Raw genomic sequence first — 26832 nt, 5'->3', positions numbered from 1 at the left:
GGATAGTGAATGATATGACAGAAAAATATTTAACCGTCACCGCCTTAACTAAATACATAAAAAGAAAATTTGATGCTGATCCTTATCTAGATCGTGTATTTTTAACTGGGGAAATTTCAAATTTCAGAATGCGAGCCAATGCTCATCAATATTTTAGTTTAAAAGATGATCAATCCAAAATTTCTGCCATTATGTTTAAAGGTGCTTTCAATAAATTGAAATTCCAACCTGAAGAAGGGATGAAGGTACTTGTTATTGGTCGTATTTCTTTGTATGAAGCTAGTGGGAATTATCAAATATACATTGAGCATATGGAACCAGATGGTGTAGGTGCGCTGTATCAAGCGTTGGAAAAACGAAAGATAGAACTTCAAAAAGAAGGGCTATTTAATCCTGATTTTAAATTACCGTTACCAAGTTACCCTAAAAGAATTGCTGTGGTGACAAGTCCAAGTGGTGCTGTTATTCGAGATATTATGACAACCATAAAAAGAAGATATCCTATTGTTCAATTGGTTGTTTTTCCGACACTTGTTCAAGGGGATAAAGCTGCAGCGGATATTACTAGACGAATTAAAGAAGTCGATGCATTGGGAAAATTTGACACAATGATTGTGGCTAGAGGTGGCGGTTCAATCGAAGATTTGTGGCCGTTTAATGAAGAAATAGTCGCACGGGCAATTTTTGAGTCAAGAACGCCTATTGTTTCTTCCGTTGGTCATGAAACAGATATAACAATTGCTGATTTAGTGGCTGATGTTCGAGCAGCAACACCGACGGCTGCAGCCGAGATATCTACACCGGTTTTATCAGAAGAATTGTTAAAAATAAAAGAAAAAGAAAATCGTTTGAATCACGCGATGAATAATCAGTTGAAATATAAAAAACAACAGCATGAACATATGATGAATTCAGTTGTTTTTAAGCAACCTGAACGTTTGTACGAAGCTTTTTCTATCCAGTTAGATATGTTAAATCGAAGATTAGAGCAAGGGTTGATGACAGAAATTCAATTAAAAGAGAAACGTTATAGGGAGTTACGGCAAACGTTGTATTTCCAAAATCCTCAAGAAAAACTTAGCGTTTCTAAGCAACACGTGGATTATTTGACTGAGAGGTTAAATGCGTCTTCTACACGATTATTGAAAGAAAAACAAATCAATTTATCTCAAATGATACAAAATTTAGATATGTTAAGTCCTTTAAAAACAATGCTTAGAGGGTATAGTTATGTAAAAGTAGAAGATACTATTATCAAATCTGTGTCAACATTAACAAAAGGACAAACAATGACTGTTCACCTAGCTGATGGAGAGGTTGCAGCAGAAGTATTAGAAGTAAGTGAAGAGGAGAAAAACTAATGGCGAAAGAAAAAACACAAACCTTTGAAGAATCAATGGCTGAGCTTGAAGTCATTGTTAAGCAATTAGAAACAGGAGAAGTTCCTTTAGAAGAAGCATTAGAACAATTTCAAAAAGGAATAAAACTAAGTAAGCAGTGCCAAGAAACGTTAAGTAAGGCTGAAGAAACACTGACAAAGATTATGTCTGATGAAGGTAAAGAAGTTCCCTTTGAAGAAGTAGGTGAATAAAATGGCACAAACATACCAAGAGTTTGCAGCAAGTAACATACCAGTTATTAATCAAACGATGTATCAATTTTTAAAAGAAACAAGTAAATCAGATGAGTTACTAGAAGCGGTGGACTATTCGTTAGAGGCAGGAGGAAAACGATTTAGACCATTATTATTATTAGCAACTGTTTCTTTTTTTGATAAACCTCTAGAGAAAGTTCATTATGAAGTGGCGGCAGCGTTAGAGATGATTCACACGTATTCATTAATTCATGACGATTTACCGGCGATGGATGATGATGACTTAAGAAGAGGAAAACCAACAAATCATAAAATTTACGGGGAAGCATTAGCAATTCTGTCTGGAGATGCTCTTTTAACTGAAAGTTTTCATTTAGTTGCAACAATGAAAGTAGATAGCTCGATTAGAACGGAGCTAATTCGTTTGTTAGCAAAAGCTTCAGGATCAGAAGGGATGATAGCTGGACAAGTAGAAGATATTTTAGGTGAAGATAAAAGAATTACGCTAAAAGAACTGCAAAGAATGCATAGTAAAAAAACGGGTGCTTTAATTCAATTTGCGGTTGAAGCAGGTGTAGTGTTAAGCTCTCAACAGTTTGAAGTGAAGAAATGGTTATTAGAGTATGCTCAAAATATTGGGATTGCTTTTCAAGTAAGAGATGATTTACTAGATGTTATTGGCGATGAGAAAAAAATCGGTAAAAAGATTGGGGCAGATGAAGCCCATAATAAAAATACTTATGTTTCTTTATTAGGATTAGAAGGGGCTAAATTAGCATTTTCTAACCACTGTGAATTGGCAGAAGAATCTTTAGCTAAAGCAAAAGAATTAACAGGTAGTGATAAAGTGACGTTATTAGATGGTATTTTAGAAGAGTTGAAGGTATTAGGATGAGTGAGAAGATAAGAAAAGAACGAGTAGATGTTCTGCTTGTTCAACAAGGTTTAAGTGAAACAAGAGAAAAAGCCAAACGGAATGTGATGGCAGGTTTGGTTGTTGATGAAAAAGGACTTAGATATGATAAACCAGGTGAAAAAATATCAGCAGAAACAATTTTGAGATTAAAGGGTCAAGCGTTAAAATATGTATCTCGAGGTGGTTTGAAGTTGGAAAAAGCAATGACTGTTTTTCTAATTGATTTTTCAGATAAGATATTGCTTGATATTGGCTCCTCTACGGGAGGATTTACAGATGTTGCCTTACAAAATGGGGCTAAAATGAGTTATGCACTGGATGTTGGTTCTAACCAGTTAGCGTGGAAATTAAGACAAGATGACCGCGTGGAAGTGATGGAAAAAACTAATTTTAGGTATTCAAAATTAGAGGATTTCACAAAGGGACAGCCAAATATTGCAACAATTGATGTCTCTTTTATTTCTTTAAAACTAATTTTACCAGTCTTAAAAACAATTTTAGCAGAAAACGGGGAAGTTGTAGCGTTGATTAAACCTCAGTTTGAAGCTGGAAGAGACCAAGTTGGCAAAAAAGGAATTATTAGAGACCGAAAAGTTCATTTATCGGTTTTAAAAGAAGTTCTTACCTTTATTCAAGAGTTTGGTTTTGATGTAGTGGCACTAGATTTTTCACCAATTACAGGTGGAGATGGTAACATTGAGTTTTTAGCCCACTTAAAACATGCAAAAGAAGGTCTTGGTCAGTTTTTAAGTAACGTATCAGCAGAAGAAATAGTTGAAATCTCTCATAGCAAGTTAACATAAACAAGTTGGCTGGAGGAGCTAATATGAGAAAACAAGAAAGACAGCGCTGGATTGAAAAAATAATTACAGAGACAGAAGTAGCCAAACAAGAGGAATTAGTTGCGTTGTTATTAGAAAATAAAATTCCTGTGACTCAGGCAACAATCTCTAGAGACATTAAAGAAATGAAATTGGTAAAAGTACCTGGAGAAGAAAAAACATTTAAATATGATATGCCTGTTGAAAATAAGTCGGATCAGGCGAGATTAGAAAAACTTTTAAAAAATGCGTTTATTGATATTTTTCAAATGGATAAAATGATTTCTATTATGACAAAACCAGGAAGTGGCTTTGCTATTGGTAATTTAATCGAAGCGGTGTATAAATCAGATGTTTTTACGGTAATGACGAATGATGACAAAGTTTTAGTTATTACTAAAACAGAAGAGAGTGCTATCAATCTAGAAAAAAAACTGTTAGAAATTGTATAAGAAGGTGACCGTGTTATGATTCAAGAACTATCTGTTCAAGATTTTGCGATTATTTCTAATTTAAATATTGAGTTTAAAGATGGGATGACTGTTTTAACAGGTGAAACAGGAGCTGGAAAATCAATAATTATTGATGCTATGGGGCTTTTGGTAGGTGGTAGAGGTTCAAGTGATTTTATTCGTGATGGTACTGAAAAATGTCGAGTTGAAGGTTCGTTTTATGTGAAAGATAGACCAGGACTTGTTGAGTATCTATCTGAAAAAGGCGTTGAGATGTCAGATGATTTGTTGATTATTCAGCGTGAAATTTACCGAACTGGTCGTAATAATTGCCGAATTAATGGTCAATTAGTTAACACAAAAATGTTAAGAGAAATTGGGCATCAGTTAGTAGATATTCATGGACAAAATGAACATCAAGAATTAATGCATGCGTCTCAACATTTGAACCTACTAGATAGTTTCGCTCAAGGAGATTTTCATTCGTTACTAAAAAAATATCAAAAACATTATACTGCTTTTAAAGAGTTAGAAACAAAAGTGAAGAAATTTCATGCTAATGAAAAAGAATATGTTCAACGAATGGATATGTTGAAGTTTCAATTTGAAGAAATAGAAACGGCTAATTTAATTAAAGGTGAAGAAGAAGCTCTACTTGAAGAACGAAAAAAATTAGTGAGCTTTCAACAAATAACTGATGCTTTAAAAAATACGTATAATTGTATTGAGGGGGACGAATCACACGCACTGGATTCAGTTGCTCAAGCGATGAATGAAATGAGCAGTATTGAAGACTTGGATCCAGTTTATAAAGAAGCCAGTGAGTTGATTCAAACGAGTTACTATTCTCTACAAGAAGCGCTAGCGAGTGTAACTACTTTAACTGATTCTTTGGAGTTAGATGAGTCAAGATTAAGTGACGTGGAAAGTCGTTTGGATACAATTAGACAATTAAAAAGAAAATACGGTGAAACAGTTGAAAAGGTTTTAGCCTACTATAATAGTATTTCTGATGAGTTGTCATTATCTGTTTTTGGTGGCATGGATGTGGAAAAATTTGAGAATCAATTGCAAGTAGAGAAACGATTGCTTGATGAACTTAGTCAAAAGTTGACAAAAGAAAGAAGAAAAGCGGCAAAACAGCTTGAAAAAGCTATTTTATTAGAATTAAAAGAATTATTCATGGAGAATACGATATTTGAAGTGATGTTTATGGAGCAACCTAGTTTAGGTGAATATGGTATCGATAAAGTGGAATTCTACATTTCGACTAATTTAGGGGAAGAATTAAAACCTTTAGTAAAAGTTGCTTCAGGTGGTGAACTATCGCGAGTGATGTTAGCAATAAAAACTATTTTTTCTCAATCACAAGAAATTACGAGTATTGTGTTTGATGAAGTGGACACAGGAGTGAGCGGTCGAGTGGCTCAAGCAATTGCAGAAAAAATTCATCAAATTGGCACAAATTCTCAAGTTCTTTGTATCACGCATTTGCCGCAAGTAGCAGCAATTGCGGATACTCAGTATTTTATAAAAAAAGACATAAAGAACAACCGAACAGAAACAACTGTTAGAGAATTAAAACAAGTAGAGCGAGTAGATGAGATAGCAAGAATGTTGTCTGGAGCTGAAATTACGCCACTTACTTTAGAACATGCAAACGAGTTACTATCAATGGCACACAAAAAATAAAAGCTAAGATTGCCTTTTTAATAAAGGTGATCTTAGCTTTTATTGTGTAGTACCTTGTAAATAGAATTAAATCATTCCTAAGCTAGCTAAAGCACCCATGATAGTTCCGCCTACCATGGCAATTAACATGACCCAAATAACGACTTTAGTTATCTTAGAAAAAGTGCTTGTTGGTTTCTTACTCATTTTAATTTGACACGTCCTTTAATCAAATAGTTCAATGGTATTAGTTTACACTGAATCCCTAGTTAAATTCAAGTATTTATTGTCAAAACAAAAATTAACTTGAAATAAAATTGAATCGCGTTCTCAGATGCTCTATAATTGTGTACATATTATAAAATAAATGAATGAGTCTTTATGTAATGATTGTTACAAAGAAGTTGTGTAACGTTTACTAGTTGTTATTAGATTGACATCTATCTAACGTATAATGACACTTGTCTTAGTAGTGATAATTGCAGAGGAATTGTGAAGGGATAATATTTACATGCAAACTTTAACGATAGCTACTTTTTTCTGGTACATTTTTCCAATAATACTATTATTTGTGTGTTCGCTAATTGTGAAGAAAACATCGAGTAAAGGGAAATCTGGACTTAAAGCTCCAGATTTATCGACACCTTTTTTATTGTTAGGTATTCACTTTTTATCAAAAGCGACATTTGATGAGAGCTTCTTACCATATACATTACTAATTGTGTTATTAGTGTCAATGCTAATAGCCGTTTTTCAGGCGTATCAATTTAAAGAGATTAAATATAAAAGATACCTGAAAATGGTTTGGAGAGTCATTTTTTTGATCACAATATTGATATATTTCCTACTTATTTTAGCAAGTATCATTTTATTTTTGAAATAAAAACTAAGACAATCACTGGTAAGTTTACTGGTATTGTCTTTTTTGTTAGCTCTTTTGTTACAATGCATACCAAATGTTAATTTTTTTTATAAGAGTGTGGTAGAAAGTGGGGGAATGTGGTAGACTAGTTCTAGTGAGTGGCGAGTGTGGGGTGACCTTATATGTTCATGGGTGAATATCAACATAACATAGACTCAAAAGGACGTCTAATTGTTCCGTCAAAATTACGAGATGACTTAGGTGAAAAGTTTGTCGTAACAAGAGGAATGGATGGATGTTTATTTGGTTATCCGATGAACGAGTGGGCGCTTTTAGAAGAAAAAATGAAAGATATGCCTCTTTCTAAGAAAGAAGCTAGAACATTTGTCCGCTTTTTTTATTCAGCTGCTACTGAATGCGAAATTGATAAACAAGGAAGAATTAATGTTCCTTCAAATTTAAGAAAATATGCACAATTAGAAAAACCGTGTGTCATTATTGGTGTTTCAAATCGAATAGAGATTTGGAATGAAGAGCGTTGGGATGAATTCTCTCAAGATGCTGAAGAGAATTTTGATGATATTGCTGAAACGATGATTGATTTTGGTTTTTAAATAAAAGGTTGGAGAAAGAAAATATGTCAGAAACATTTGAACATGTCACAGTTCTTTTAAAAGAAACTGTTGATGGATTAAACATCAAGCCTGATGGTATATATGTTGATTGCACGTTAGGCGGAGCTGGCCATAGCCAGTATCTTCTCTCTCAACTATCTGAAAAAGGTCATCTATATGCATTTGATCAAGATGAAACAGCCATTAAACATGCTAAAGTAACATTGGATGAGGAAGTTAAACAAGGTAAAGTCACTTTTATTCAATCGAATTTTAGGCATTTGAAAGATGAATTAGAAAAATATGATGTTCATGAGATTGATGGTATTTTATATGATTTAGGTGTTTCTTCACCTCAGTTAGATGAAGGTGAAAGAGGCTTTAGTTATCATCAAGATGCACCGCTAGATATGAGAATGAATCAGCAAGCAGAGTTATCTGCGTACCATGTTGTGAATGAATATAGTTATGAGCAACTAGTGAAAATATTTTTTAGATACGGTGAAGAAAAATTTTCAAAACAAATTGCTCGTTTGATTGAAAAAAAACGTGTGGAACAACCCATCCAAACGACTGGTGAATTAGTGGAATTAATTAAAGAAGCTATCCCCGCTCCTGCTAGAAGAAAAGGAGGTCATCCGGCAAAGCGAATCTTTCAAGCGATTCGAATTGAAGTTAACAGCGAATTAGATGTTATCGGAGAATCCCTAGAGCAGGCAATTGATTTACTAAACCATACAGGCAGAATTAGCGTTATAACATTTCATTCATTAGAAGATAAAATAGTGAAAAATATTTATAAAGAATACAGTCAACCAAAAGATTTGCCTCCTGGTTTACCAATGGTTCCTGTTGAATATCAACCAACGTTGAAGTTAGTCAACAGAAAACCAATTGTTGCTTCAGAAATGGAGCTAGAAAATAATAACCGTTCACGAAGCGCAAAACTAAGAGTGGCTGAAAAAATAACTCCTGAAAGGATGGCTTAGGTATGTCACTTCCCGAAAAGCAAGATCCACAAATTTACGATTATTCCCAAACCTTACCATCGATTGAGGAGAGAAGGTTGAAGGAGCCCATCCCTTACGTGGTTCCTCAGAGTAAATTAAAAAAAGTGAGTAAATTAGAAAAAATTGTATTTTGCGCGTTTGTTGTGACATTTCTTTTTTTATCAATTGCCACTATAAAAATGACAACAGCTATAAATAGAGAAGAAGAAGCAATCACAACTGTTCAACAAGAAATGAACGAGTCCAAAAATTTAATTGAAAAATTAGAGCAAGAAAAAAATGAGTTGTTAAGAGCTGACCGTGTGAAGGGAATTGCAGAAAAATCAGAAATTGAATTAAGAGAAGACAATATAAGGAAAATTAAATGATGAAAGAATTTAGGAGAAAATTAAAGAAAAAAATAGCATCCAAAAATTTAACCCCAGCCGGCAATAGGAGAAAAGTTGGAATTATCCTTTTCACAACCTCTATTGCCATTTTCCTTCTTTTTGCAGTACGTTTTATTTACATTATCGGAGTCGGTAAAGTAGGCTCTGAAAGCTTAGATAAGAAAAGGCAAGAGCTGTATCAAGGAAGTAGCATCATAAAAGCAAAACGCGGAACCATTTATGATCGTAATGGGCAACCAATTGCTGAAGATGCTACTTCCTATTCGTTATATGCAGAAATAGGTAAGGATTATATCGGGTTAAACAACAAAGAATTATTCGTTCACGAAAAAGATCATGATAAAATTGCAGATATATTTAACAAGTATGCTGGTATAAAAAAAGAAGATACACTTAAACAATTAAGTAAAAAAGTTAAAAAAAATGACAATGGTATGTACTACGGTAGTACAGAATTTGGAGCTAAAGGTAAAAATTTATCCTTAGAAACAAAGAAGAAAATTGAAAAAGATCTAGATAAAGAAAAAATCACAGGAATCTATTTTACTGAACATCCAGATAGAATGTATCCTAACGGAAAATATGCTTCTTATATGGTAGGTTACGCTCAACCAGAAAAGTCTGATGATGCGGACTCAAAAATTAGTGGAAAAAATGGTATGGGAATTGAAAAAGCCTATGATGATGTTCTTAAAGGGGAAGATGGATTTAAATATTTCCAAAAAGATAGCAAAGGCCAAGAACTTCCAGGATCTGTTATTGTGGATAAAAAGGCTACAGACGGTAAAGATATTTATACGACGTTAGACTCTAATTTGCAATTACGTTTAGAAGAAGTGATGGATGAAGTCTATAAAAATGCGACTCCAGATGATATCACAGCAATGATGATGGATGCTAAAACTGGTGAGATTTTAGCTGCTTCACAAAGGCCGACTTTTGATCCTCAGACTAAAGAAGGTCTGTATGAGGAAAAAGGAAAACCAGATCCAGTTTGGCAAAATTTATTAGTTCAAACACCTTATGAACCTGGTTCAACAATGAAAGTCTTTACTGTTGCCTCAGCTATTGATTCTGGTAACTTAAACGAAAACGAAACATTCCAATCTGGAAAAATCCAAGTATATGATACACCTATTAGTGATTGGAAACCTGAAGGAAAAGGAACGTTAACTTACCGTCAGGCACTTTCTTGGTCAAGTAACGTCGGGATGGTTTTACTTGAACAGAAGATGGGACCTACTTGGCAAGAATATTTAAACAAATTCGGGTTTGGTCAATCTACTAAATCTAAATTGCCATATGAAGAAGCTGGGAGCATTCAAGATAAAAACCCAGTAGATACTGCAATGTCAGCTTTTGGACAAGCGATTGGTGTAACAAACTTTCAGATGATGCAAGGATTTACAGCGATTGCTAATAAAGGAACAATGTTAAAACCACAATATATTAAAAAAATCACCTCAGAAGATGGTAAGGACGAAAAAGTTTATGGTCCTAAAAAAATTGGTCAACCAATCAAAGAGGAGTCAGCTGAGAAAGTTCTTGATTACATGAAAGATACGGTGGAAGATCCAGTTTATGGTACAGGTTATGGCGTATTTGGTATTGACGGTGTGAATGTTTCTGCTAAAACAGGAACGGCACAAATTTCAGACAAAGGGCAATACTTAACTGGTCCAACTGATTATCTATACTCTGTCGTTCAAATTGCACCAACTGAAGATCCTCAATATATTATGTATGTAACAATGAAACGCCCAACGATTACAGGTGAACATGGAGATGCACCAAAACTGATTTCGGACATTTCTAATAGTATGTTGAAACATGCCTTTACAGTGGATGCAACTGGAACAAAAGAATAAGAAAAAAGAAATTAGGAGAAGATTATGACACTAGCACAATTACTCATCCCCCTGTCTTTGGGGTTTGCCTTTGTATTAATGGCAATGCCACTATTTATTGCCTATTTTAAAATGAAAAAAATGGGGCAAGCAGTTCGAGAAGAAGGACCTCAAGCTCATTTAGCTAAAACAGGGACACCAACGATGGGTGGATTCATCTTTTTAATTAGTATTTTATTGACGTCAGTTATTACAGGATTTTGGCAAAAAGAATTAACTCCTTCGTTTTGGAGTATTTTGTTTATTTTATTTTTATATGGTCTACTTGGCTTTTTAGATGATTTTATTAAAGTCTTTAAAAAAAGAAATTTAGGTCTTAATTCTAAACAAAAGTTAATTGGTCAAATAGTTGGTGGGATTATTCTTTATGCCATCATGAAATCAGAAGGCATCAGTGATATGTTATACATTCCGTTCATTGGTGATGTTAACTTAGGTTTTGTATTTGGTGCTTTTGCAGTATTTTGGTTAGTAGGATTTTCAAATGCTGTTAATTTAACCGATGGAATTGATGGACTTGTGTCTGGTTTAGGTTCGATTTCTTTTGCTACTTACGCCATCATTGCATGGCATCAAGAGCAATATGATATTATGTTAATTTGTGTAGCGACAATCGGAGCTCTTTTAGGTTTCTTTATTTATAATAAAAAACCAGCGAAAATTTTTATGGGAGATGTGGGTTCGCTTGCTTTAGGTGGCATGTTAGCTGCAATTTCAATATTACTTCATCAAGAGTGGACGCTTCTATTGATAGGGCTTGTCTATGTTGTCGAGACTGCAAGTGTTATCTTACAGGTTGGGTCATTTAAATTAACAGGTAAACGTATTTTTAAAATGTCACCTATTCACCATCATTTTGAATTAAGTGGTTGGAGTGAATGGAAGATCGATATTGTTTTTTGGATAGTAGGATTAGTTATGTCAGGAACAACATTAGCCATTTTATATTTATAAGGAGAAGCGATTGGAATGAAAGCAACAGCAAAGTATGCAAATAAAAAAGTTTTAGTATTAGGTTTAGCAAGAAGCGGTGTTGCAGCTGCCAAGTTATTACACCAACTAGGTGCATTTGTCACTGTCAATGACATGAAAAAGTTAGATGAAAATCCTGAAGCACAAGAACTTTTAGCTTCAGGAATGACAGTAATAACTGGTAGTCATCCAATTGATTTGTTAGATGATGGCTTTTCGTTAATCGTGAAAAACCCAGGGATTCCTTATACGAATCCTATTCTCGAAAAAGCAATTGAAAAAAATATTCCGATTGTTACAGAAGTTGAAGTTGCTTATGATGTTTCTGAAGCTAATTTCATCGGTATTACTGGAACAAATGGTAAAACAACAACTACAACAATGATTGCTGAATTGTTAAATAGTCAAAGAAAAGATGGTAAAGCTAAATTAGCTGGAAATATTGGCTTTCCAACAAGTGATGTTGTGTTAGAGGCAACAGATAAAGATAGCTTAGTGACAGAATTATCGAGTTTTCAATTAATGGGAGTTGAAAATTTTAGACCCAAAATTGCTGTGATTACTAATTTGTTTGAAGCTCATTTGGATTATCATGGGAGTCGAGAGGAATACGTAAAAGCAAAATGGAACATTCAAAATAATATGACTTCAGAAGATTATCTCATATTAAATGGTAACCAAGACGAGTTAAGAAAGTTAGCTAAAACATCCAAGGCTCATGTTATCTTTTTTAGTACTCAAGAAGTTGAGTCACAAGGAGCATATCTTTTAGATGGTACTCTTTATTTCAAAGATGAAAAGATAATGGAAGCGTCAGAATTAGGGGTTCCTGGAAGTCACAATGTTGAGAATGCTTTAGCAGCTATTCTAGTTGCTAAATTATCAGGAGTGTCTAATGAGTCAATCAGAGAAACGCTCATGAGATTTTCTGGTGTTCCTCATCGAACAGAATACATTGGTGAGTTTTTCGAAAGAAAAATCTACAATGATTCAAAAGCAACGAATATCTTAGCAGCAGAAAAAGCATTAAGTGGTTTTGATAATGCACGTTTAGTTTTAATTGCTGGTGGTTTGGATAGAGGAAATGGTTTTGAAGAGTTGATACCCTCTATTTTAGATTTAAAAGGGCTTGTTGCTATTGGAGAAACTTCTGACAAACTAGTTGCGGCAGCTAAAGAGGCCAACGTTCAAACAATAAAAAAAGCAAAAGATATGAATGAAGCGGTAGAAAAAGCATGGGGAATTAGTGATGAAAAGGATGTTATTTTATTATCCCCTGCTTGTGCTAGCTGGGATCAATATAAAAACTTCGAAATCCGTGGAGAAGCGTTTGTTGACGGAATAAAACAAATAGTGAGTAGGGAAGATAAATGAGAGTATTAGTATCTGGAGGTGGAACAGGTGGGCATATTTATCCAGCTGTTTCTCTCGTTAAGTATATAAAAAAGAAGCATCCTGATGCTGAGTTCATATATGTAGGAACAAAAAAAGGATTAGAAAGTAAAATTATTCCTGATCAAAACATTCCTTTTGAAACAATTGAAATTCAAGGATTTAAACGATCACTTTCGCCAAGTAATTTTAAAACTGTTTACTTATTTTTAAAGAGTATTTCAGATGCTAAAAAAATAATAAAAAATTTTCAACCAGATATAGTGATTGGGACAGGCGGTTATGTGTGTGGTTCAGTTGTTTATGCAGCACACAAATTAAACATTCCGACAGTTATTCATGAACAAAATAGTGTAGCAGGTGTAACTAATAAATTTTTAGCTAGATATGTTGATAAAATCGGTATCTGCTTCTCAGATGTTGCAAGTGATTTTCCAAAAGAAAAAGTAGTGATGGTTGGAAATCCGCGAGCGCAAGAAGTTGCTGGAATTCAAAAGTCGCCAGTTTTAAATGAGTATGGCTTAGACCCAGATACTCCAACAGTTCTGATTTTTGGTGGGAGCAGAGGAGCTTTAGCAATTAATAATGTGTTGCTTGATAGTTTATCAAGTTTTAAAGATAAACCATATCAAGTGTTATATGCTTCTGGTGAAATTTATTTTGATGAAGTTAAGAAAAAATGGCAGTCATTAGGTGAAGAATTGGACAATGTTAAAGTTGTTCCTTATATTAAAAATATGGAGCATGTTTTAGCTAATGTTGATGTGGTAGTAGGTCGTGCTGGAGCGACATCTTTAGCTGAGATTACGTCACTTGGGTTACCTTCAATTTTAATTCCTAGTCCTAATGTAACCAATGACCACCAAACAAAAAATGCGCAAAGTTTAGTTAATAAAAATGCTGCAATAATGGTAAAAAATGCAGAATTAACGAAAGAAACATTACTGTCGTCAATTGATCAAGTGATGCTAAATCCAAATGTGAAAGAACAAATGAAAGAAGCGTCAAAAAACGAAGGAATCCAAGATGCGACAGATCGCTTGTACCGTTTGATTGTAGAACTGACTTCATAGGGAGGTTTGAAAGTGACTGAAAGAAAAAATGAAAAAGATGCAAAAGACCAGTTATTGTTAACTACTCCAAGTGATGAAAGTAACAGAAAAAAAGAGTCTGAGGTAGAAGCAAACGAAGAAATGGTAGATAATGAAAATATAGGTGCATCTAAAGAGAAGGCTAGGGCGAGTTTGAGCAGTTTGAAATACAGTCAATCGCCAAAAGAAAAGGAACTGTTTAAACGGTTATCCATTATTTTGAGTATCTTAGCAATAGGTATTTTTATTACTCTTTATTTCATTTCCCCATTCAGTAAAGTTGATAAAATTATATTGTCTGGTGTTAAGAAAAGTGATGCTGAAAAAATAGTTGCTTCATCAACAATAAAAGTAAATAAGAGTATTTGGGAGCAATATTTCAATAAAAAAGAAATGAGTGGTTCCATTGTTAAAGAAAACCCACGAGTAGAAAAAGCAAAAATTAAGCTTCAAAATGTGAATGATTTCAAAATAACTATTACAGAATACCCAACAATCGGATATGTTAAAAATGGTGGGAAAAATTATGAAGTTTTGGGAAATGGTAAGATTTTAGCTAATCCTGTAAAAGATATGGGAGCAGAGCTTCCATTGTTGATCAATTTTGAAGAAGGTGAAAACCTTTCTGAATTTTTATCAGCCTATAAAAAATTTGATGAAAAAACAAAGAGTAATATCGAAAATATTGAGTCATTAGCAACCAAAACGAACCCATTTCGAATTAAATTTAAAATGAGAGATGGCAATGAAGTGATTGGGTTATCAACGACAATTGCTGATAAGATGGCCTTTTATGATAAGATAGCGTCTGAAATGAAAGAAAAAGGAGTCATTGATATGGAAGCTGGGAGTACTGGTGTATTTTCATATCCATTTAAAGACTCAAGTAAGACTGAAACAAGTGAAACAATGCAAACAGAAGAAACAATTCAACCGCAATAAAAACACTTTAACCATTTATGAAAAAAATAGTAACAAATATAGCTTTCTCCTTTATTTAATACCCTATTTTATGATAGAATGGTGTGAGGTATTATGCAATAATAGAGGAAGACTCTGTTAGAAAATAGGAGGGAACACCTTTCATGGCAAAAACAGGAATACATGTGAGTCTTGATATCGGCACAACTTCAGTGAAAGTAGTAGTAGCTGAGTACATAGAAAATCAAATTAATATTATTGGTGTTGGAAATGCAAAATCAAAGGGATTAGACCGCGGAATTGTCATTGATATTGACAAGGCTGTCCAATCTATTCAAAGAGCAGTTAAACAAGCAGAAGAAAAATCAGGTGTCCAAATTAGAAGCGTGAGCGTTGGTATACCTGCTAATTTACTACAAGTTGAAAAATGTGAAGGCATGATTGCTGTTAATACAGAGTCAAAAGAAATCACAGCAACAGATGTTAAAAATGTTGCATCAGCAGCAGTAGTGCGTTCAACTCCTCCAGAACGTCAAGTAATTACTTTAATTCCACAAGAATTCAAAGTAGATGGTTTTGAAGGAATCAAAGATCCAAGAGGAATGATTGGTGTTCGTTTGGACATGAAAGGTCTTTTATTTACGGGACCAAAAACAATCGTTCATAACATTAGAAAATGTGTTGAAAAAGCTGGCTTAGCAATTGAAGAGATGGTTATTACTCCTCTTGCTTTAGCTGAATCAATCCTTTCTGATGGAGAAAAAGATTTTGGAACAACTATTATTGATATGGGTGGCGGACAAACGACAACTTCTGTTATGTACGAAAGAGAATTAAAATTCTCACACGTTGAACAAGAAGGTGGCGAATTTGTTACTAAAGACGTTTCAGTTGTATTGAATACCTCTTTAACTAACGCTGAAGCTCTAAAAATTAATTATGGTTATGCTTATCCAGAAAGAACATCAGCAAACGAAGAATTCCCAGTTGATGTAATTGGTAAGAACGAACCAGTCAAGATTGATGAACGTTACTTATCAGAAATAATTGAAGCTCGTGTAGAACAAATCTTTACTAAATCAAAAGCAGTTTTGGATAGTATTGATGCATTGAATCTACCAGGTGGCGTTATTTTAACTGGTGGAGCAGCAAGTTTACCAGGTGTTGTTGAACTGGCAGCTGATATATTTGGGACAAATGTAAAATTATACGTACCAAATCATATGGGCTTACGTAACCCAGTTTTTGCAAATGGTATTGCAATTGTTGAGTATGTTGCTCAATTAGATGAAGTTTATCATGTAACTAAATTAGCTATTTATGATAACAAGAAAAAGACAGTTAAACCAAACAGAGAAGTTCAAGTTGAACAGCCAAAACCTGTAGAAAAACCAGTTCAACCGCAAGAAGTAGTATCAGAAATTAATGTGGAAGAACCTGACAAAGAAGGAATTGGTAATAAATTCAAAGGTTTCTTGTCTAACATATTCGACTAATATCCTAGGAGGAAACAAACAATGGAATTTTCTTTAGATAGTGCAGTAAACACTGGTGCAGTTATCAAAGTTATCGGTGTCGGCGGTGCTGGTGGAAACGCAGTAAACCGTATGATCGACGAAGGCGTTAAAGGAGTAGAGTTCATCGTAGCAAATACTGATGTGCAAGCTCTACAACATTCAAAAGCAGAAACAGTTATTCAATTAGGACCAAAATTCACAAAAGGCTTAGGCGCTGGCTCTTTACCAGACGTTGGTGAAAAAGCAGCTGGTGAAAGCGAAGAACAAATTGCAGAAGCACTTCAAGGTGCAGATTTAGTATTTATTACAGCCGGAATGGGTGGCGGTACTGGTACAGGTGCAGCACCGATTGTAGCTGGAATTGCTAAAGCTCAAGGCGCATTAACAGTTGGTGTGGTAACACGCCCGTTTAGTTTTGAAGGACCAAAACGCAGTAGATTTGCAGCAGAAGGTATTTCAGAATTAAAAGAAAATGTTGATACTTTAGTTATTATTTCAAATAATCGTTTACTAGAAATAGTAGACAAGAAAACACCTATGTTAGAAGCGTTTAGAGAAGCTGATAATGTATTAAGACAAGGTGTTCAAGGCATTTCTGACTTAATTACATCACCAGGTTATGTCAACTTAGACTTTGCTGATGTTAAAACAGTTATGGAAGACCAAGGAACTGCTCTTATGGGTATTGGTGTTGCTAACGGTGAAGACCGCGTGATTGAAGCAACAAGAAAAGCTATTGCTTCTCCATTATTAGAAACATCTATTGAAGGAGCAGAACAAGTATTGTTAAACATTACTGGTGGCTTAGACATGACATTATTCGAAGCACAAGATGCTTCTGAAATTGTTGCAAGTGCTACTGGTGGAGATGTTAACATCATCCTAGGAACATCTGTAAATGATCAATTAGGTGATGAAATTATTGTTACTGTAATTGCAACAGGAATTGATCCTGGTAAAAGAGAACGTCCAATGGCTCAAAGAGGTAGTGTGACAACTCAAGGCATGGTACAACGTCAAGTTAGACCAATGCAACAACAAGAAACAAGACAAGTTGAACCAGAACCACAAGCGACTAACACAAATACAGGAGCTTTTGGAGATTGGGATATTCGCCGCGAACCTACAACACGTAATGTTCCGGATGAAGCTCAATTTGAATCAATTGAAAAAAGAGATTTCGATACATTCAGTAATACAGAATCAGATCATTCATCTGACGATGAAGATGATGAAGTAAGTACACCACCTTTCTTTAGAAGAAAAAAATAAGAGGTGAGTAGATGTTGCTTGAACAAACACTTAAAAAAAACATTCAAAAAATAGATGAGAACATTCAAACAGCATGTGAGTTGAGTAATCGCGATGTTGAATCGGTTCAACTAATTTGCGTTAGTAAATCAGTTGATAACGATTCAACAAAGCAGGTCGTTGACCAGGGCATAACTCATTTAGCTGAAAATAGAATGGAGAAGCTATTAGAAAAAAAAGAATTCTTTAAAGATAACCCAACGATTACTTGGCATTTTATTGGGAATTTGCAGCGAAGAAAAGTGAAGTTAATTATTAATGAAATTGATTATTTTCATGCACTAGACAATGTGAAGCTTGCTTCTGAAATTGACAAACGCGCGGAGAAAAAAATAAAATGTTTTATCCAGGTAAATGTTTCAGGTGAAGAATCTAAACAAGGTGTAACACCGGATGCTTTAGAAGAATTTATCGATTCCTTATCAGTTTTTGAAAATATAGTCATTGTCGGATTAATGACAATGGCGCCATATGACGCAAACAGTGAAGAATTGCATCACATTTTTTCTGAATTGAATCGTTTAAAAAAAGTAAGTGAAGACAAAAATTTAGCTTACGCTCCGTGTCACGAATTAAGCATGGGGATGAGTCGTGATTATTGTGTTGCGATAAGTGAAGGGGCAACCTTTGTTCGAGTAGGCTCAAGTTTTTTTGATGAAGAAGAGAAAGAGGTGGGGAATAGTTGAATTTATTTAAGAAAAAAACAAATTGGTCCAATTTCTTTGGACTAGATGATTCTCATGAAGAAGAGTTTGATTTTGAAACTTCTATGATTGATGAAGAGAACTTTGAAAATGAAGTGGTACAGCATTCTAGTGAACCATCTACTGCTTATAAAGCAGCAGAAGAAAAAATAATAGATTCTTCAAGCCAAACTTCTTCTAATCAATATATCAATAAAAAAGTAGTTCCAATGAATTCATACCAAAACGGTGGATCAGATAGAAATCGTGTGGCTGAGAATAAAAGAGTTCATCGTAAGATTACTGTTTTTGAACCAAGAGCTTATGCTGATTGCAAGTCAATAGCTCAAGCCTTGTTTAGAAAAGAGATTGTTATCATTACGTTTGTGGCTATGGAAGAATTTCAAGCACGTCGTGTTGTCGATTTTGTCACAGGAACAATTTATGCTGTAGATGGAGATATTCAACGTATTGGTGAAGAGATATTCATTTGTTCACCAGCTAATGTTGATATAGACTCGACAGTAGCCCAAAGCTTGGTTTCGACACACTTAACAAATTATTAAGGATGTGTAGCTATGATAATAATTAGCCTTTTGAATTTATTTCTTAGAGGTGTTCAACTATATTCTTTTGTTCTCGTAGCTTATGCCTTAATGTCTTGGTTTCCAGGAGCATACGATACAAAAGTTGGCCAATTTATAATAAAAATTAGTCGTCCGTATTTAAGTCTATTTGATCGATTTAACTTAAGTATTGGCCCAATTGATTTCACAATAATAGTAGCATTATTTGTCTTAAACTTTGCTAGTGAAGGTTTGGCAATGTTTTTAAACCGAATATTATTTGGTATTTAACAGTTATAAATGAAAGGATGTGAGTTTTTTGCTAGCTAATGTGTATCAGCATTTTCGCAAGGACGAACATCCTTTTATCGATATGGTGACCAGTTGGTTTGAACAAGTTGATAATCAATACGCGCCTTTTGTAACAGAGTTTTTAAATCCAAGAGAAGCGTTTATACTTGAAACATTAATAGGAAAAACGAATGATATTAAATATTCTATGTATGGAGGTTTTGAAAATTCGGAAAGAAAATGTGCTATCATCTATCCGAGTTACTACGAACCTAAGCAAGAAGATTTTGGTATTACAATTTACGAGATTAACTATCCAGTCAAGTTTGGTTCTTTAAGTCATGGTAAAATCTTAGGTACTTTAATGAGTACTGGGATTAAACGTGAATTTATAGGAGATATCATAACAGATGGAACTAGATGGCAAGTATTCATTAAAGAATCCGTTGCTAATTATATAACTAATCAGATTGATAAAATTGGTGCATTTGGTGTCAGATTTGAACAAATATCTTATACAGATGTTATTTCGCCAACAGATGATTGGATTGAGGAAGAGTTAACGGTTAGTTCCTTAAGAATTGATAATATTATTTCCTCAGTATATAATATATCTAGACAGAGGGCCAAACAAGTAGTAGAGTCAAAGAGAGTCAAAGTAAATTGGGTGGAGACAGAGCGAGTGGATTATGTAGTAGATTATCTCGATATTATTTCCGTTCGTAAACTTGGCCGAATCCAGATAATGGAGCAACAAGGAAAAACAAAAAAAGACAAGATACGCTTAAGCATTCGTGTGTTAAGAAAGTAACTTACTTATGAGGTGAAAAAAATGGCAATAAAACCAATTGATATTACAAACAAAAGTTTTAATTCAAAATTTAAAGGCTATGATAAAGATGAAGTAGATGATTTTTTAGATCAAATCGCTTTAGAAGTTGAAAAATTAGCCACTGAAAACAGAGAATTAGAAAAAACAGCAAAACAAGCTGATGATAAATTAAGTTACTTTAATGAATTAAAAGATTCATTGAATCAATCAATTATTGTTGCTCAAGATACAGCTGATAAATTAAAAGAAAATGCAACAAAAGAAAGTGACTTAGCGATTCAACAAGCGCAAGCACAATCAGAAGATATTTTAGCTCATGCTAATAAAATGAGTGAAGAATTAATCACTGGTTCTACTAACAAAGCTAATGAAATCTTGATGGAAGCAAGTGAACGTGCTCGTTCTTTAGCAGTTGAAACAGATGACTTGAAGAAAAAAACACGTGTCTTCCACAGAAACTTGTCTGTGCTTTTAGAATCACAATTACAAATTGTAAAAAGTGAAGAATGGGATGAATTACTTAAACCATTTGGTGCTTACGTAGATAGTAGTCACCAAGCATTTAAAGAAGTATTAGATGCTGTTGAAGCTGCTAATGGAAGTGATCCTACATCAGTTGCAATTGAAGTGAAACCTGAATTTAAACAGGAAAGACATACTGCTGAAATTACTTTACCTAAAGAAAAAGTAGCAGAAGAAGAAGCTCCTGAAAGATCAAAAGAATCAACTAAAAAAGGTGGCCGTCCAGAGCGTCCGGAACGAGCTAGCCGTAATCGTATAAAATAAAAAATGAAACAGCAAAAGTCTATTTTATATCTTTTAGTGAGCTAGGAAATAGTGGAAACCTAGTAGACCCTGAAATAGAAAAGATCCTTCATTTATTGATCAACTGAACTTAAGTAAGTTGTTCCGGTTAAAGACCGTTATCATGAGAGAGTATAGTCTAGTATTTTTAGACTTAAACATGGGTGGTAACACGAAGACTTCGTCCCTTTTTAGGGAGAGGTCTTTTTTTTATAGATAAAAAAGGGAAAGGATTGAGTGTATGAAAACAAAAGAAACACTACATTTAGGTAAAACTGGATTTCCAATGAGAGGAAATCTACCAAACAGAGAAGTTGAATGGCAAAAAGGTTGGGAAGAGAATAATATTTATGAACGTCGTCAGGAATTAAATGAGGGAAAACCATCATTTATTCTTCATGATGGACCTCCTTATGCGAATGGCAATATTCATTTAGGTCATGCATTGAACAAAATTAGTAAAGATATTATTGTTCGTTCAAAATCAATGTCTGGATTTAGAGCGCCTTACGTTCCAGGTTGGGATACGCATGGACTTCCGATTGAACAAGTATTAACTAATAAAGGTGTTAAACGTAAAGAAATGTCACGTGCTGAATACCTAAAAAAATGTGAAGAGTATGCTCTAACACAAGTTGATACACAACGTAGTGATTTTAAACGTTTAGGAGTTGCTGGTGAATGGGACAATCCATATGTGACATTGACTCATGATTATGAAGCTGCGCAAATTCGTGTCTTTGGTAAAATGGCTGAAAAAGGTTATATTTATAAAGGATTAAAACCAATTTACTGGTCACCTTCAAGTGAGTCATCACTAGCGGAAGCTGAAATTGAATATAAAGATGTAAAATCTGCTTCTATCTATGTTGCTTTTAAAGTAAAAGATGGAAAAGGTAAATTAGATGAGGACGTTAATTTTGTTATTTGGACAACTACTCCTTGGACATTACCAGCAAACTTAGCAATTACTGTTAATAAAGACTTTGATTATGTCATTGTTTTAGTAGATGGTAAAAAATATGTGGTGGCAAAAGAGTTATTAGAAACAGTTTCTAATGCCATTGGTTGGGAAAATCCTGAAATCATCGAAGAATTTAAGGGTGATGTATTAGAAGGCATGACTGCACAACATCCATTCTATGATCGTGACTCTCTATTAATTTTAGGGGATCATGTAACGCTTGAAGCTGGTACTGGTTTAGTACATACTGCTCCAGGACACGGGGAAGACGATTATATTGTCGGTCGTAAGTATGGTTTAGATGTTGTTTCACCTGTTGATAACAGAGGTGTATTTACTGAGGAAGCACCTGGATTTGAAGGAATCTTCTACGATAAAGCAAATCCAATGATTACTGAGCTATTAGAAGAAAAAGGCGCGTTATTAAAATTAGATTTCTTTACACATAGTTATCCACATGACTGGAGAACTAAGAAACCAGTTATTTTTAGAGCGACTGCGCAATGGTTTGCTTCAATTGATAAATTTAGAGATAACATCTTAGATGAAATTGAAAAAGTAGACTGGATTATCCCTTGGGGTAAAACACGTCTTTATAACATGGTTCGTGACCGCGGAGATTGGGTTATTTCTCGTCAACGTGCGTGGGGTGTGCCTCTTCCTATTTTTTATGGTGAAAATGAAGAAGCAATCATCACTCCTGAAATAATTGAGCATGTGGCTAATCTTTTTGCTGAGCATGGTTCAAGAGTTTGGTATGAAAGAGAAGCTAAGGACTTATTACCAGAAGGTTTTACTCATCCAAGTAGTCCAAACGGTGAGTTTACAAAAGAAACAGATATTATGGATGTTTGGTTTGACTCAGGTTCTTCTCATGAGGCAGTCTTAAGAGGACGTGACAACTTGTCATTCCCAGCTGATTTATATTTAGAAGGCTCTGACCAATATCGTGGTTGGTTCAACTCAAGTATCACAACAAGTGTTGCTATTAACGGTGTATCACCATATAAAGCAGTTATCTCTCAAGGATTTACTTTAGATCCTCAAGGTCGTAAACAAAGTAAATCATTAGGAAATACTATTGAACCAAGTAAAGTAACAAACCAATTAGGTGCTGACATTTTACGTTTATGGGTCTCAAGTGTGGATTATGAATCAGACGTGAAAGCCGATATGAATACATTGAACTCAATTGCGGAAGTATATCGTAAAATCCGTAATACGATGCGCTTCTTACTAGCAAACACATCAGATTTTGATCCAAAACAACATGGTGTTTCATATGAAGACTTACGTTCAGTCGATAAATATATGATGATTCGATTGAATCAAGAAGTTAAAACAATAAGGGAAAAAGGTTATGATAGTTATTCTTTCTCAACAGTTTATAAGAGCTTAGTTAATTTCTGTAATAATGATTTATCTGCCTTCTATTTGGATTTTGCTAAAGATGTGGTTTATATTGAAGCTGAAGATAATTATGATCGTCGTTCAATGCAAACAGTTTTCTATGAAGTGTTAGTGACATTAACTAAATTAATGACACCAATTTTACCTCATACAGCAGAAGAAATTTGGAGTTATTTACAAGAAGAAGAAGAGTATGTCCAGTTAGCTGAATTACCAGGATTTACTGAATTTGCAGATCAAGCAGAGATTTTAGATTTATGGAATAATTTCATGAGCTTAAGAGATAATGTCTTAAAAGCTTTAGAAGAAGCACGTAATGAAAAATTAATCGGCAAGTCATTTGAAGCGAAAGTAACTATTTATCCAAGCGAACCAATTAAAGTATTAACTGAAGCTTTAAACACTAACTTAGCACAAGTGTTAATCGTTTCGGACTTTGAAGTAGCAGCAGTCAATGCTGAAGTACCTGAAAAAGCGATTAAGTTTGATGATGTGGCTATTTTAGTGGAACATGCGACAGGTGAAACATGCCAAAGATGTCGTGCAATTAAAGAAGATGTTGGTAGTCATGAAAAATTACCAACACTTTGCCACCGCTGTGCTTCAATCGTTGAAGAAAACTTTCCAGAAGCAGTTGCTGAAGGATTGGAATAATAGAAAGCTTTACTTATCGTAGAGTATCTAAACATCAAAAGGGTCTAGAATAACTATTCTAGGCTCTTTTTGTTGTATGAAAAAAGAAGTGAAAAGGGTATGGTTTGCATTCACTCTTTTTTTAATGCATCATTAAGAGTATGATAATTAGAGTTTTATTAAAGAGGAGATGTTAAGATGATCGAGTTTCAGAATGTTACTAAAGTTTACAAGGGTAACAAGAGGGCGGTATCAGATGTGTCATTGTCCTTTGGAGATAGCGAGTTTATCTGTTTTATTGGAACAAGTGGTAGCGGAAAAACAACGCTTATGAGAATGGTAAATCGAATGATTGAACCATCATCAGGAAAAATTTTAATTGATGGAAAAGATATTCAACAAGTAAATCCAGTTGAATTAAGAAGAAGTATTGGTTATGTGATTCAAAATATAGGTCTTCTTCCGCACATGACGATTCGCGAAAATATTGCTCTTGTTCCAAAACTTTTGAAGTGGCCAGAAGAAGAAAGAGCGGAGATTGCTGAGCAGATGATTCGTTTGGTCGAATTACCTGAGGAGATGTTGGATAGATACCCAAGTGAGCTTTCAGGTGGACAACAGCAACGTATCGGAGTTGTTAGAGCTCTTGCAGCTGATCAAAATATAGTATTGATGGATGAGCCTTTTGGGGCATTAGATCCTATTACAAGGGATGCCTTACAGGATTTTGTTAAAGAGTTACAGGAAAAAATGGGGAAAACTATTATTTTTGTCACCCACGATATGGACGAGGCTTTAAAATTAGCGACAAAAATCGTTGTCATGAGCCATGGTAAAGTGGTGCAATGTGATACACCAGAAAATATTTTACGAGAGCCAGCCAATGATTTTGTACGAGAACTGATTGGGGAAGAGCGTTTAATCCATAGCCAACAAGATTATATAACTGTTGGTGAAGTGGTGACTCAACATGCGATATCGATTACTCCTGAAAAAACAATTTCAGAAGCTATCCGCCTAATGCGTGAGAAACGAGTAGATACATTACTTGTTGTGAATCAAGCCAATGTGTTAAAAGGGTTTATTGATGTTGAAACAATCAATGATAATCGTGGTAGATTAACAATTGTTGGTGATATTACAAACACAGATGTCTTCTTCATTAGAAAAAAAGCGTTACTTAGAGATGCGATTCAAAAAATACTAAAACGTGGGTTGAAATATGTCCCTGTTGTGGATGAAGAAAAAAAATTAGTCGGTATTATTACACGTTCTTCTCTAGTAGATATGGTGTATGAAACAATTTGGGGAGAAGATGATGTCATGTCCATGGTTTCAGCAGAAGAGACAAAGACACCGCCTGTTAAAGAACAGGAGGAAGAGTAATGACACACTTTTTACAAGAATATGGTAATGATTTAGTAGTTAAAACATTAGAACATTTGTATATTTCTTCTATTGCTTTATTTTTAGGTATTTTAGTTGCTGTTCCTTTAGGGATTGCACTCACACGTACAAAGAAAACTGCAAATATTGTAATTGGTCTAGCTAGTTTGCTTCAAACAATTCCTTCTTTGGCTTTATTAACCATGTTTATTCCTCTCTTTGGTGTTGGAAAAATGACAGCAGTAATTGCGTTATTTATTTATTCGTTATTACCCATTTTAAGAAATACTTATTTAGGTGTGAAAAATGTAGACGCTAATTTAGTAGATGCTGCAAAAGGAATGGGCATGACAAGTTTTGAGCAAATACGTTTTGTAGAATTTCCTTTATCGATTCCTACAATTATGGCAGGAATACGCTTAGGCGCGGTATATGTAATTGCTTGGGCAACTCTTGCGTCTTATATTGGTGGTGGAGGTTTGGGAGATTTAATCTTTGGTGGATTGAATTTATATAAACCAGAGCTAATTATAGGGGGAACGGTTCCTGTAATTATTTTAGCGTTATTAAGTGATTTTCTTTTAGGTTTACTTGAGAAAAAATTCTCTCCAGTTCAGAGAGGGGAGAAAAGATAATGAAGAAAAAATTAGGAACATTAGGGCTGTTACTGTTAGTTTCGATTGTTGCATTTAGCGGATGTAGCTTTCCTGGATTAGGTGCATCTAATCGAGATGAATCAACTATTTCTATTGGTTCCATGGCAACAAGTGAAAATCAGATATTAGCCAATATGGTGAAGCTAATGATTGAGCATAATACGGATGAAAAAGTTGTGATGATTAATAATTTAGGAACAAGTACAGTGGCTCATAATGCGATGATTAATAAAGACATTAACATCTCCGCAGGTAGATATACAGGAACCGATTTAAGTGGTACGTTGCATTTAGAACCTGAAAAAGATCCTAAAAAAGCGTTTGAGATTGTTTCCAAAGAATTTAAAGAACGCTATCAGCAAGAATGGTTACCTTCTTATGGTTTTGCCAATACTTATGCGTTTATGGTTTCTAAAAAAACAGCAGATAAGTATCACTTGAAGAAGATTAGTGACTTAAAAGAAGTGGCTGGAGAATTAACAGCAGGTGTTGATACGTCGTGGATGAACCGAGATGGTGACGGTTATAAAGCATTCTCTGATACCTACGATGTTGATTTTAAAAAGGTTTATCCCATGCAAATCGGATTAGTTTATGATGCTGTTGCTGCTGAAAAGATGGATGTTGTCTTGGGATATTCAACAGATGGTCGGATTTCAAGTTATGATTTGGTCATTTTAGAGGATGATTTAAAATTTTTCCCACCATATGACGCAAGTATTGTGATTAGTGATTCGTTATTGCAACACAAACCAGAACTAAAAGGTATATTGGAGAAATTATCAGGAAAAATTGATACAGAAACTATGCAACAACTGAATTATGAAGCCGATAATAATTTGTTGGAACCAGAAAATGTAGCAAGAAACTTTTTAAGAGAACATAACTTTTTTGAAGGAGATGAGAAATAATGGAGAATATGAGTGTTTTAGAACAATTTTTCTATTACTTACAACAAAATAGTGGCTATGTTTTAACCCAATTCATTCGACATTTTCTAATCTCTATTTATGGCGTTTTGTTCGCTGCAGTAGTAGGGATTCCAATTGGCATATTGATTTCAAAGAAAAAAAGTTTAGCTAGTTGGATTATTGGTATGGCTAATGTCATTCAGACAATACCTTCTCTAGCAATGGTTTCTTTATTAATGTTGGGACTTGGATTGGG

Annotated in this window: 27 protein-coding genes and 1 pseudogene; 27 read left to right on the top strand and 1 reads right to left on the bottom strand. The window is 34.4% G+C overall.

Features of this window, described 5'->3' with window-relative positions; all coding sequences use genetic code 11:
• Window positions 1-14: 14 nt before the first annotated feature.
• The 6 genes from xseA to recN are packed head-to-tail and all read left to right on the top strand — an operon-like array spanning window position 15 to window position 5475.
• Window positions 15-1361 carry an exodeoxyribonuclease VII large subunit gene (gene xseA / locus RR554_RS06965; protein WP_332463773.1) on the top strand — a complete coding sequence of 449 codons (1347 nt, stop codon included), beginning with the start codon at window positions 15-17 and terminating at the stop codon, window positions 1359-1361.
• Complete coding sequence (locus RR554_RS06960; protein WP_332463772.1) at window positions 1361-1591, top strand: exodeoxyribonuclease VII small subunit; 231 nt, start codon at window positions 1361-1363, stop codon at window positions 1589-1591. The genes xseA and RR554_RS06960 overlap by 1 nt, the downstream gene beginning before the upstream one ends.
• Before the next feature lies 1 nt (window position 1592).
• On the top strand, window positions 1593-2489 hold the full coding sequence (locus RR554_RS06955; RefSeq protein ID WP_332467691.1) for a polyprenyl synthetase family protein: 897 nt from the start codon (window positions 1593-1595) through the stop codon (window positions 2487-2489).
• 8 nt (window positions 2490-2497) lie between these two features.
• Entirely contained in the window at window positions 2498-3313 is an 816-nt protein-coding gene (locus tag RR554_RS06950; RefSeq protein ID WP_332467694.1) for a TlyA family RNA methyltransferase, read from the top strand.
• Between the two features lie 23 nt (window positions 3314-3336).
• Window positions 3337-3783 carry an arginine repressor gene (locus tag RR554_RS06945; protein WP_332463770.1) on the top strand — a complete coding sequence of 149 codons (447 nt, stop codon included), beginning with the start codon at window positions 3337-3339 and terminating at the stop codon, window positions 3781-3783.
• A 15-nt stretch (window positions 3784-3798) separates the two neighbouring features.
• Entirely contained in the window at window positions 3799-5475 is a 1677-nt protein-coding gene (gene recN / locus RR554_RS06940) for a DNA repair protein RecN (RefSeq protein ID WP_332467690.1), read from the top strand.
• Between the two features lie 66 nt (window positions 5476-5541).
• On the opposite strand, the gene RR554_RS06935 is transcribed toward recN, so the two are convergent.
• Window positions 5542-5661 carry a DUF4044 domain-containing protein gene (locus RR554_RS06935; protein WP_332463768.1) on the bottom strand — a complete coding sequence of 40 codons (120 nt, stop codon included), beginning with the start codon at window positions 5659-5661 and terminating at the stop codon, window positions 5542-5544.
• Between the two features lie 304 nt (window positions 5662-5965).
• Between RR554_RS06935 and RR554_RS06930 the strand changes: the two genes are divergently transcribed.
• The 21 genes and pseudogenes from RR554_RS06930 to RR554_RS06830 all read left to right on the top strand — a co-directional run.
• Entirely contained in the window at window positions 5966-6337 is a 372-nt protein-coding gene (locus RR554_RS06930; protein ID WP_332463767.1) for a DUF3397 domain-containing protein, read from the top strand.
• Window positions 6338-6498: 161 nt separating this feature from the next.
• The gene (gene mraZ / locus RR554_RS06925; protein WP_332463766.1) at window positions 6499-6930 is read left to right on the top strand and encodes a division/cell wall cluster transcriptional repressor MraZ; all 432 of its coding nucleotides are present in this window, start codon (window positions 6499-6501) and stop codon (window positions 6928-6930) included.
• Window positions 6931-6953: 23 nt separating this feature from the next.
• A complete protein-coding gene (gene rsmH, locus RR554_RS06920; RefSeq protein WP_332463765.1) occupies window positions 6954-7919 on the top strand; it encodes a 16S rRNA (cytosine(1402)-N(4))-methyltransferase RsmH in 966 nt (321 codons plus the stop codon).
• A gap of 2 nt (window positions 7920-7921) precedes the next feature.
• Window positions 7922-8308 (top strand): cell division protein FtsL, encoded by a 387-nt coding sequence (locus tag RR554_RS06915; RefSeq protein WP_332463764.1) that lies wholly within the window; start codon window positions 7922-7924, stop codon window positions 8306-8308.
• Window positions 8305-10197 (top strand): penicillin-binding transpeptidase domain-containing protein, encoded by a 1893-nt coding sequence (locus tag RR554_RS06910; RefSeq protein ID WP_332467689.1) that lies wholly within the window; start codon window positions 8305-8307, stop codon window positions 10195-10197. The genes RR554_RS06915 and RR554_RS06910 overlap by 4 nt, the downstream gene beginning before the upstream one ends.
• Window positions 10198-10221: 24 nt before the next feature.
• Window positions 10222-11190: a phospho-N-acetylmuramoyl-pentapeptide-transferase gene (mraY, locus tag RR554_RS06905; protein WP_332463762.1), complete on the top strand. Its 969-nt coding sequence runs from the start codon at window positions 10222-10224 to the stop codon at window positions 11188-11190.
• Window positions 11191-11205: 15 nt separating this feature from the next.
• Window positions 11206-12582 (top strand): UDP-N-acetylmuramoyl-L-alanine--D-glutamate ligase, encoded by a 1377-nt coding sequence (gene murD, locus RR554_RS06900; protein ID WP_332467688.1) that lies wholly within the window; start codon window positions 11206-11208, stop codon window positions 12580-12582.
• Window positions 12579-13673, top strand: a complete 1095-nt coding sequence (murG, locus tag RR554_RS06895) for an undecaprenyldiphospho-muramoylpentapeptide beta-N-acetylglucosaminyltransferase (protein ID WP_332463760.1) — start codon at window positions 12579-12581, stop codon at window positions 13671-13673. The genes murD and murG overlap by 4 nt, the downstream gene beginning before the upstream one ends.
• Window positions 13674-13685: 12 nt before the next feature.
• A complete protein-coding gene (locus RR554_RS06890) occupies window positions 13686-14633 on the top strand; it encodes a cell division protein FtsQ/DivIB (protein ID WP_332463759.1) in 948 nt (315 codons plus the stop codon).
• Window positions 14634-14776: 143 nt separating this feature from the next.
• Entirely contained in the window at window positions 14777-16108 is a 1332-nt protein-coding gene (ftsA, locus tag RR554_RS06885; protein ID WP_332463758.1) for a cell division protein FtsA, read from the top strand.
• 21 nt (window positions 16109-16129) lie between these two features.
• On the top strand, window positions 16130-17401 hold the full coding sequence (gene ftsZ / locus RR554_RS06880; protein ID WP_332463757.1) for a cell division protein FtsZ: 1272 nt from the start codon (window positions 16130-16132) through the stop codon (window positions 17399-17401).
• 11 nt (window positions 17402-17412) lie between these two features.
• On the top strand, window positions 17413-18126 hold the full coding sequence (locus tag RR554_RS06875) for a YggS family pyridoxal phosphate-dependent enzyme (RefSeq protein WP_332463756.1): 714 nt from the start codon (window positions 17413-17415) through the stop codon (window positions 18124-18126).
• Window positions 18123-18689, top strand: coding sequence for a cell division protein SepF (locus tag RR554_RS06870; RefSeq protein ID WP_332463755.1), 567 nt, complete (start codon window positions 18123-18125; stop codon window positions 18687-18689). Before RR554_RS06875 ends, RR554_RS06870 begins: the two co-directional genes overlap by 4 nt.
• A 12-nt stretch (window positions 18690-18701) precedes the next feature.
• Window positions 18702-18980 carry a YggT family protein gene (locus RR554_RS06865; RefSeq protein WP_332463754.1) on the top strand — a complete coding sequence of 93 codons (279 nt, stop codon included), beginning with the start codon at window positions 18702-18704 and terminating at the stop codon, window positions 18978-18980.
• 28 nt (window positions 18981-19008) lie between these two features.
• The gene (locus RR554_RS06860) at window positions 19009-19791 is read left to right on the top strand and encodes a YlmH family RNA-binding protein (protein ID WP_332463753.1); all 783 of its coding nucleotides are present in this window, start codon (window positions 19009-19011) and stop codon (window positions 19789-19791) included.
• 21 nt (window positions 19792-19812) lie between these two features.
• Window positions 19813-20598, top strand: coding sequence for a DivIVA domain-containing protein (locus RR554_RS06855; RefSeq protein WP_332467687.1), 786 nt, complete (start codon window positions 19813-19815; stop codon window positions 20596-20598).
• A 259-nt stretch (window positions 20599-20857) separates the two neighbouring features.
• Window positions 20858-23644, top strand: coding sequence for an isoleucine--tRNA ligase (gene ileS, locus RR554_RS06850; protein WP_332467686.1), 2787 nt, complete (start codon window positions 20858-20860; stop codon window positions 23642-23644).
• Between the two features lie 177 nt (window positions 23645-23821).
• Window positions 23822-25009: an ABC transporter ATP-binding protein gene (locus RR554_RS06845; protein WP_332467176.1), complete on the top strand. Its 1188-nt coding sequence runs from the start codon at window positions 23822-23824 to the stop codon at window positions 25007-25009.
• Entirely contained in the window at window positions 25009-25644 is a 636-nt protein-coding gene (locus RR554_RS06840; protein ID WP_332467685.1) for an ABC transporter permease, read from the top strand. The genes RR554_RS06845 and RR554_RS06840 overlap by 1 nt, the downstream gene beginning before the upstream one ends.
• Window positions 25644-26576, top strand: a complete 933-nt coding sequence (locus RR554_RS06835; protein ID WP_332467174.1) for an osmoprotectant ABC transporter substrate-binding protein — start codon at window positions 25644-25646, stop codon at window positions 26574-26576. The genes RR554_RS06840 and RR554_RS06835 overlap by 1 nt, the downstream gene beginning before the upstream one ends.
• Window positions 26576-26832, top strand: a pseudogene (locus RR554_RS06830) (ABC transporter permease); the annotation flags it as partial. The gene RR554_RS06835 and the pseudogene RR554_RS06830, both read left to right, overlap by 1 nt.

The sequence above is a fragment of the Vagococcus sp. genome (assembly GCF_036639995.1).
GTDB lineage: Bacteria > Bacillota > Bacilli > Lactobacillales > Vagococcaceae > Vagococcus.
This window is presented reverse-complemented; position numbering and strand designations above follow the sequence as displayed.